Source organism: Alphaproteobacteria bacterium (assembly GCA_004295055.1).
Lineage (GTDB): Bacteria > Pseudomonadota > Alphaproteobacteria > SHNJ01 > SHNJ01 > SHNJ01.
In genome coordinates this window covers 1-7,493 of record SHNJ01000001.1, presented here as the reverse complement: position 1 = coordinate 7,493, position 7,493 = coordinate 1, and the positions used below count along the sequence as shown (strand labels likewise).

The following is a 7,493-nucleotide window of genomic DNA, read 5'->3' as shown; positions in this document are numbered from 1 at the left end:
CAACCAATCTCAGGACCCATCTCATGACCTACCCCATTCTCATTTCCATCGGCCTGCTGGCTGGAATTTGTTCCGGTTTGTTTGGCATTGGCGGCGGCGTTATTATGGTGCCGCTGATGATGCTGATTTTAGGATTTGTGCAAACAACCGCCAACGGCACGTCGCTGGTTGCATTGTTATTGCCTGTCGGTGTTTTGGGCGCCTGGCAATATTATCAGGCCGGAAAAATCACCAATGAACATATCGCATACGGCCTGTTGTTGGCCTTGGGGCTTTTTATCGGGGCTTATTTCGGCTCTAAAATTGCCATAAATATGGACGAAACTTTACTGCGCAAATGCTTTGCCGTATTCCTGGTTTGCATCTCTTTACGTTTATGGTTTACGGCCTAAATATAAAAGGACCGTTATGATAAAGAAACTCGCCCTCCTTTTCATAGGATTCTGCATGATTTTCTCTGTCCGCCCTTCTGCCGCGCAAGATAAGGATTTTGCGCCAACCGCCGTGCATCGCGCCATCACATCGGAAAGCGATTGGCTGAACACATCGCGCGCCCTGACGCCACAAGATTTAGCCGGGCGAATCATCTTGCTGGATTTCTGGACGTTTTGTTGCATCAACTGCATCCATGTGATTCCGGATTTGCAGTATCTGGAACATAAATTCGGCGACAATTTGACCGTGATCGGCGTGCATTCGGCCAAATTCCAGAATGAAAAAGACCGCGAGAACATCCGCAGCGCGATGTTGCGGTATGGCATAGAACATCCTGTGGTTAATGACAGCGGTTTTCAAATCTGGCAACAATTCGCGGTACGTTCCTGGCCGACACTGATTTTAATCGGTGCCGATGGAAAAATCGCGCAAATGTACAGCGGCGAAGGCCATCGTGCGGATTTGGAACGCGATATCGAACATTTGATCGAACAATATAATGGGAAATTGCAAACGTCCGCATTGCCGCTGGCATTGGAAAAATCGAAGCAGCCTGCGACCACGCTTCAATTCCCCGGAAAAGTAACTTATGCCGAAAAATTCGGCGGTGGCGATGACCGGCTGATAATCGGCGATTCCGGCCATAACCGGATTCTGGTTACAGATTTCGATGGTTGGATCGACCATACGATCGGCGGCACAGCCGCGGGCGATAAGGACGGTTCATTCCGCGCTGCGCGTTTTTCCAGTCCGCAAGGCGTGCTGTTCGATGAAACCAATCAGATCTTATACGTTGCCGATACCGGCAATCACAAATTAAAGGCGGTCAATTTCAAAAACTCCACCGTGCGCACATTGGCCGGCACGGGAAAACGCGGCGGGTATAATATCAAGCCAGCTTCACCGGCGGCGCAAACTGCTCTCGCCAGCCCTTGGGATCTTGCATTTTATCCGGACAAAAATCATATCGCGATTGCCAATGCCGGCAGCCACCAATTGCTGTCTTATGATATAGCCAAACAAACGGTCAGCATTCTGGCAGGCAATGGGCGCGAATCGATCGATGACGGAAAATATCCGCAAAATTCCCTGTCGCAGCCAAGCGGATTGTCGGTTTTGAACGGAAAATTATACTTTGTCGATTCCGAAACCAGTTCGCTGCGCGTTTTGGAAAATGGATCGGTCAAAACCCTGATCGGCACCGGATTATTCGATTTTGGATTCAAAGACGGCCCCCAAGGCACGGGATTGTTGCAACATTCGCTGGGATTACAGGCCGACGCCGATGGCGTTTATATCGCCGATTCGTACAATCATTCCATCCGGTTTTACGATTTCAAAACACAAGCGTTAAGCACCATTCTGGGCGATGGAAACCGCGGCGTTTTGAATGAACCGAACGCGGTGATTAAAATCGGCAACCGGTTATTGATAGCCGACACCAATAACAGCCGCGTGGCCTGGTTCGATTCAGGAACCAATTCGCTGGCCGCATTGGACGTGATGCCGCGCGCAAAACCGGCCGAGTTTGTGGAGAATGCGACAGCGCCGAATGTTCATTCTATGGATTTAATTCTACCGGCAGGCAAGAAAGTGCCCGTGGAAATAAACCTTGAAACGGGGTGGAAAATAAACCACGAAGCGCCATCCTATCTGGCGCTATTCCGCGGCAATGGCGGAAAATTCGATCTTGTTCAGGAATGGAATCTGGCCCAACTGAAAAAGGGCGGAATTGACCTGCCGGTTCTCGAAAACCGCGGCGTATACCGCCTGCAAGGCACGTTATATTATTGTCAGGATAAAGAAGGATCGATTTGTTTAATTAAGAGCTTTGATGCGCACATCGATGCCACCAACAATTATGTTCCGCCGGAACCAAGCAATCCATCCAAAAACCAAGGCCCATTCCAGCAGGATAAAGTAATATTGGATTTGAGATAAACTAAGCCATCGGCCTGGAGTGTCCCCCGAGACGCTGCAAAACATGCAGATCAATAGCCGATAATGACACGGATCCTTGTTCAATTACAGGATTGTTCAGCCCCAGATATGCGTTGATACAGTACAATTCATTCGATCGTATTGTTGACGGACTGCGAGCTCGGCCTTTGTTCCCATCCCTATCTGCGCGTGAATCCATATGTTCTTTTTCATGATCTTGCATGATCTTAATCAATTTTTCTACGCCCGATGCCTGCTCTATATGGCCGTGTTCAAAAAATTCATGCTGCAAGATGCGCAAACTCATTCTTATCGCAAAAAATAAAATACGCTCGCGCGATACGGAATATGTGTTTCCTTGTGACGGCGTTATTTCGACTCGACTCCCCGGTGTGCTTTGAAAAGCCCTTACCGCCAATTCACCCGGCCCCAGAGTCGTCGCGCCGCTTGTCAAGTTTGCCAATCCGTCTAACTTACTGAATATATCGTTTGCCGTGTAAACGGATGGATGCCTAGTCCAGCCTGTCAAAGCATCGTAAAATGAAATCAGAAGATCTCTATTTGGCGCACGAAGCGCAACAAGACCCGCTTCTTCTGCTGGCCGCAACAAACTACGCATAACTTGTTTACATTTACCAAGAATCTCAGACCTTTTTACGGAATCTCTAAAAATTTCTGGAATTTGCGCAGGCGTTTTTGCTGGCCCGGGCTCGCGGCGGGGCTTTATTTCAAACAATGTGGTGGCATCGGCGGGTTTCGCCGTAACAACGCTCATCTCTATACCCTTATAGTATTTTATTTGGATACTAATCTAACCCAAATAAGCAAATAAATAAAGCAATTTTATGACTTTTTCTTAAATAATTATTTCAGTTGAAATATAGCCTAATCAATACGTTAAACAAATATAGGCCTATAATAATGATTTTAAATTCATAATTTCTGCCTCCATAAAATTACAAAAAGGATACATACTGGCTTATGTGATGCAGTTCATATCCACGCAATAAAAAAACGCCCACATTGCTGTGGGCGTTTTGCGTAAAGGATAGAAACTTACTGCGGCACGGCTTCGTTCGATGCCGGTGCTGGCGCAGTTTCCGTTGCCGGAGCAGGAGCATGATCCTGCGCCCGCTGATGTTCTTTTTTCATGCCGTGTTCCATCATGCCTTTCGCATGATGTTTTTCGCCATGTGGGCCGGCGCCAGGACCGCCCATTGGGCCTGGAGGATTGCCATGATGTTCGCCCATTTGCTCGCGCATTTCTTTACGATGCTCCCGGCGGTCTTCGCGGCGTTCTTTAACCGCGGATTTTTGTTCCGGGGTCATATGTTCGAACTTTTCTTTGCGCTTTTCTTTCAACGCCGCGCGTTCTTCCGGAGTCATGTTTTTGAATTTTTCCCGGCGCGCTTCGCGTTTTTCCTGGCGTTCTTGCTTGATCGCCTCTTTCTTTTCCGGCGGCAGGCTGTCAAAACGTTCTTTCATTTTCTGCTTGGTGGCTTCGCGCTGTTCCGGCGACATATTCTGCCAACGTTCGCGGCCTTTGGCTTTGGCGGCTTCGCGTTCTTCCGGGGTCATGCTGTCCCATTTATCGCGGCGGCCTTTCCAATATAATTTCCGTTCTTCCGGCGATAATTGGTCATACGGTTTTTTCATTGGCTTGTTCGCCATCGCCGCAGTATCGGCGCCGGTCGCAGATGTATCGACGATCATATCGTCGGTAACCGTATCGATTGCCTGTTGATCGGCGGTTGTCGAACCGGCTGCGTCTTCGGCATGTGCCGGCGTCATTAGCATAAAGGCGGCAAAGCCCGCTAACAATACGAGGGAAAGAAGTTTTTTCATAAGATACCTTTCGGGAGTGAGTGGTCAGATTTAAACGTGCGTGCGGCACGGGTTTGCGTTATAGTAAATGGCCTATTTAGGATCCACAAGCCACGGGTCCCAATTATGCACTGAAATATGACTTAAAAATGACCATGCCGTTATGAAACTGATTGCCTATACACTATCCCCCGATATTCCTGAAATCAGACCGGCCGGCGTCTTGCGGGACTGGATGGATCAAACCCCGCAGTCTTTTGCCTATCGCTGTCTGCCGCTGAATATCGCCAATTCTCATGGCTGGGAAATTTTATGCCCTTGCGATTTCTCGGCTATCTGGACCGGCTCGCCGGATCAAAAATCCATTATTATCAATTGCTCCGCCCCGGATTACGACCGGCCATTGTCTCATTTTGGGTCTGGCGTTTTGACGTTTCATGTCAATGTCCTGTTCCGCACGGAGCCTGGTTATAATTTATATGTTACAGGGCCGGTCAATTCGCCCAAGGACGGCATTGCGCCGTTAAGCGGCATCGTTGAAACCGACTGGTCGCCTTATTCCTTTACCATGAACTGGAAATTCACCCGCGCCAACGAGGCGGTGCATTTTAAAAAAGGCGAGCCATTCTGTTTCATTTTTCCGGTTAAGCGCGATGTGATTGAAAATATGCAACCGGAATTCAGGCGTATTACCGATGATCCTGTGACCAATCAACAATATCAAGAATGGAGCAATGCGCGCGAGAAATTCATCGCCACCCTGTCCGACCCCGCAAGCGAGGCCGCCAAGGAGAAATGGCAAAAAGCATACTATCGCGGTCTTTTGCCCAACGATCAGCCCGGATGCCCCCATCACCAAATTAAACTTAAAGTAAAAAACTTCGATAAATCAAATAAATAAGCCCCTAACCGCTTATTAAGCTTTATGTGCCAGAATACATATTGCAGCCATGTAGGCCTTGAACGCGCAGGATGATGCCATCAGGGGGCACGCGCATTTCTCGATCAAACGAGTGGGGATACATTACATGGTCAGCACATCCATCGGTGGCATTTCACCGTCATCGCAATCTTTAAACAGAATAAAAACCACCTCGCCTAAACCGCTAGAGGTGTTCAAGGAATTGACCAAACCGAAATTTGCCGACGATTATTATCAAAAATCGCCGGCGGCGGAAACCGCGCAGCGGCTGGCCGACAATCCTGTTTATGGCGCCGCGCAAGATGTGCTGGGCCGAATGAATGGACTTGCCAAACAGGCGCAAGATCCCAACCTTACCGCCGAACAGCGAGTCGACCTGAACACCCAATTCAACGATTTAAGAACCCAGCTAACCAATCTGGGTATCGGCAATAGTGGCAATACGTCGACCGATCCAACATCCAGACTTTCGGACCTTGATCTGGGGTTGGGATCGGCCGATTTAACCTCGACGGCGAACGCCGCTGCGGCCCAGACTGCGACTGATACCGCTTATGGCACGATTATCCAACAACAGGGCAACGTCCAAGCGGAGGCTTATCGCCTCAACAATCAGGATCGCGAGTCTGCAACTCAGCAATTCGCCGTCGATCAGTTTTTAGAATCGCAGAAACAGCAAACCACCTTTAGCGTGGAAGATACCAAGGTAAACACCGCGATTACCGCGTATAAGAACCAGCAAGAATCCAGCGCCAAACGCGAAGGCGTATTGCGGTTGCTGGCATAGTTTCATTTGTTGCTCCATAAAAAACCGCCTGGCAGAGGCTCTACCAGGCGGCTTTATATTTTAGAATCAGTAAAAAACGCGGGATTATTTAACTTTTTTTCTCCCCCAATAAATCCATTTTAAATAATTGGCGACAATATCGTCGACCCTTGCCCTCGATATTCTTTTAGCGGCCCTATCATCAGGTTGCTCTATTGACCGCATTATTCTGCCTGTATCTGGGTCTAATTCTTCTAACCTGTACAATCTTCCCTTCCAGTAATATTTCTGCAAAGTCGGCTTTCCTTGGTCGTCATATTCAATAACCGCCGGTTTATCGACGGTATAGCGATGCTGGCGTTTGGCCGCATCGAACCACATTTCTAAAATTGGGTTGCCTTGCCATAAAATTTGCAGATTCGGGCCATCATCGGGGCGAGTGCATAATTTGTCTTTTTAAAGGATATAATTCCTATGTCAAGCTTCCTTATGTTATGGTTCTGCTGTATATATTAAACAACTGATTATAAGCCAATATTTTGAGGTTATCGAATCTAAGATGTCAGTTGCTTCATTTCCCTCTTTCGCAGAAGAATTTTTTCAGCACGGCGGCATGCCATCGCCGCGAGAAATAGCGCATTTGGAATTGGAAGGCGGGATGGAATTGGCATTTTTTCCTTCGGTAGGGCCTCTGTCTTCATCGCATTGCTTAATCGTACCGGAAGAACCCGTGCATTCTTTCGCGGAACTGGATATAGATGGCCTTGAGGCGTCATTCGAAGCAATGTTGGAATTGCGGCGCCTGATGAAGTTGGATCTAGGTGAAAATATTATTCTGGGCGAACATGGCGCGACCGGAGCCGGCAGCCGCAAAGTTACAACACAACAAAAAGCCTGTTTGGCACACCAAGGAGGCGCATGCACCGATCATGCTCACTGGCATTTGTCCACTACGCGAGGAGCCTCTTATAGAGTTTTGGATTATTACACAGCGATCGGCGGCCGACCGGAAAGATTCCGCAATATTCGGGATTTAAAAAAATTGGAAGGCACCCCCTATTTTATGCTGTCTTTATATCCCGAGGCAGCGCACAGCCTATATATCTGGCGCAATCCCCAGGAAAAATTCGGAGAATATACGCGGCAATTTTTTCGCCGCGCAGTATTCGCAGCAATTTCGGACGCAAACATTCGGGATATGCGAGCAGGCCGCAACGAAGGCTGGGATTGGCATAAAAAGGGGGATTTGCCGGAAGTCACACGCATTTCGGATATGGTTCGCACTGAATTCGCGAGACCCAACTATTATGCCGAGCCTGTGACGGAAGAACCGCGCGCCCAAGCAAGGGGAAAAATCGTAAAATTCATCGTGCATAATTTGCGTACACGATAAAATTCAGCATTAATAAAAACCGCCCGGGAATTACTTATGATTGCCGTAATTCTTAATAATTGAAAAATCAAAGTTCACGTGCGGCTTCAGGACGGCGTACGCGCACAGGTGTTAAGCCCTTTTCAGCCGCGATGTCACGATAACCTTTTTTAGCATCGGCAATCAATTGATGAGCAATGCCAATACCATGATTAGGGCGAACATAATCTATC

General features: G+C 48.2%; 8 protein-coding genes. 5 read left to right on the top strand and 3 right to left on the bottom strand.

Translation table 11 applies throughout. The annotated features are described in order from the left end of the window. Positions 1-23: 23 nt before the first annotated feature. Both EYC62_00040 and EYC62_00035 read left to right on the top strand, forming a co-directional pair. Positions 24-392 carry a sulfite exporter TauE/SafE family protein gene (locus EYC62_00040; GenBank protein TAH38768.1) on the top strand — a complete coding sequence of 123 codons (369 nt, stop codon included), beginning with the start codon at positions 24-26 and terminating at the stop codon, positions 390-392. 16 nt (positions 393-408) lie between these two features. Then, positions 409-2,376, top strand: coding sequence for a redoxin domain-containing protein (locus EYC62_00035; GenBank protein TAH38767.1), 1,968 nt, complete (start codon positions 409-411; stop codon positions 2,374-2,376). A 1-nt stretch (position 2,377) separates the two neighbouring features. On the opposite strand, the gene EYC62_00030 is transcribed toward EYC62_00035, so the two are convergent. Both EYC62_00030 and EYC62_00025 read right to left on the bottom strand, forming a co-directional pair. After that, on the bottom strand, positions 2,378-3,151 hold the full coding sequence (locus EYC62_00030) for a hypothetical protein (GenBank protein ID TAH38766.1): 774 nt from the start codon (positions 3,149-3,151) through the stop codon (positions 2,378-2,380). Between the two features lie 281 nt (positions 3,152-3,432). After that, complete coding sequence (locus tag EYC62_00025) at positions 3,433-4,221, bottom strand: DUF3106 domain-containing protein (GenBank protein ID TAH38765.1); 789 nt, start codon at positions 4,219-4,221, stop codon at positions 3,433-3,435. Positions 4,222-4,363: 142 nt separating this feature from the next. On the opposite strand from EYC62_00025, the gene EYC62_00020 reads away from it, so the two are divergent. Together EYC62_00020 and EYC62_00015 are read left to right on the top strand one after the other, a co-directional pair. Then, a complete protein-coding gene (locus EYC62_00020) occupies positions 4,364-5,101 on the top strand; it encodes a hypothetical protein (protein TAH38764.1) in 738 nt (245 codons plus the stop codon). A gap of 127 nt (positions 5,102-5,228) precedes the next feature. Beyond that, positions 5,229-5,909, top strand: a complete 681-nt coding sequence (locus EYC62_00015) for a hypothetical protein (protein ID TAH38763.1) — start codon at positions 5,229-5,231, stop codon at positions 5,907-5,909. An 84-nt stretch (positions 5,910-5,993) separates the two neighbouring features. On the opposite strand, the gene EYC62_00010 is transcribed toward EYC62_00015, so the two are convergent. Next, on the bottom strand, positions 5,994-6,269 hold the full coding sequence (locus EYC62_00010) for a hypothetical protein (protein ID TAH38762.1): 276 nt from the start codon (positions 6,267-6,269) through the stop codon (positions 5,994-5,996). A 178-nt stretch (positions 6,270-6,447) separates the two neighbouring features. Here EYC62_00010 and EYC62_00005 point away from each other — a divergent pair, with 178 nt between their 5' ends. Further along, positions 6,448-7,281 carry a hypothetical protein gene (locus EYC62_00005; protein ID TAH38761.1) on the top strand — a complete coding sequence of 278 codons (834 nt, stop codon included), beginning with the start codon at positions 6,448-6,450 and terminating at the stop codon, positions 7,279-7,281. Positions 7,282-7,493 lie beyond the last annotated feature (212 nt).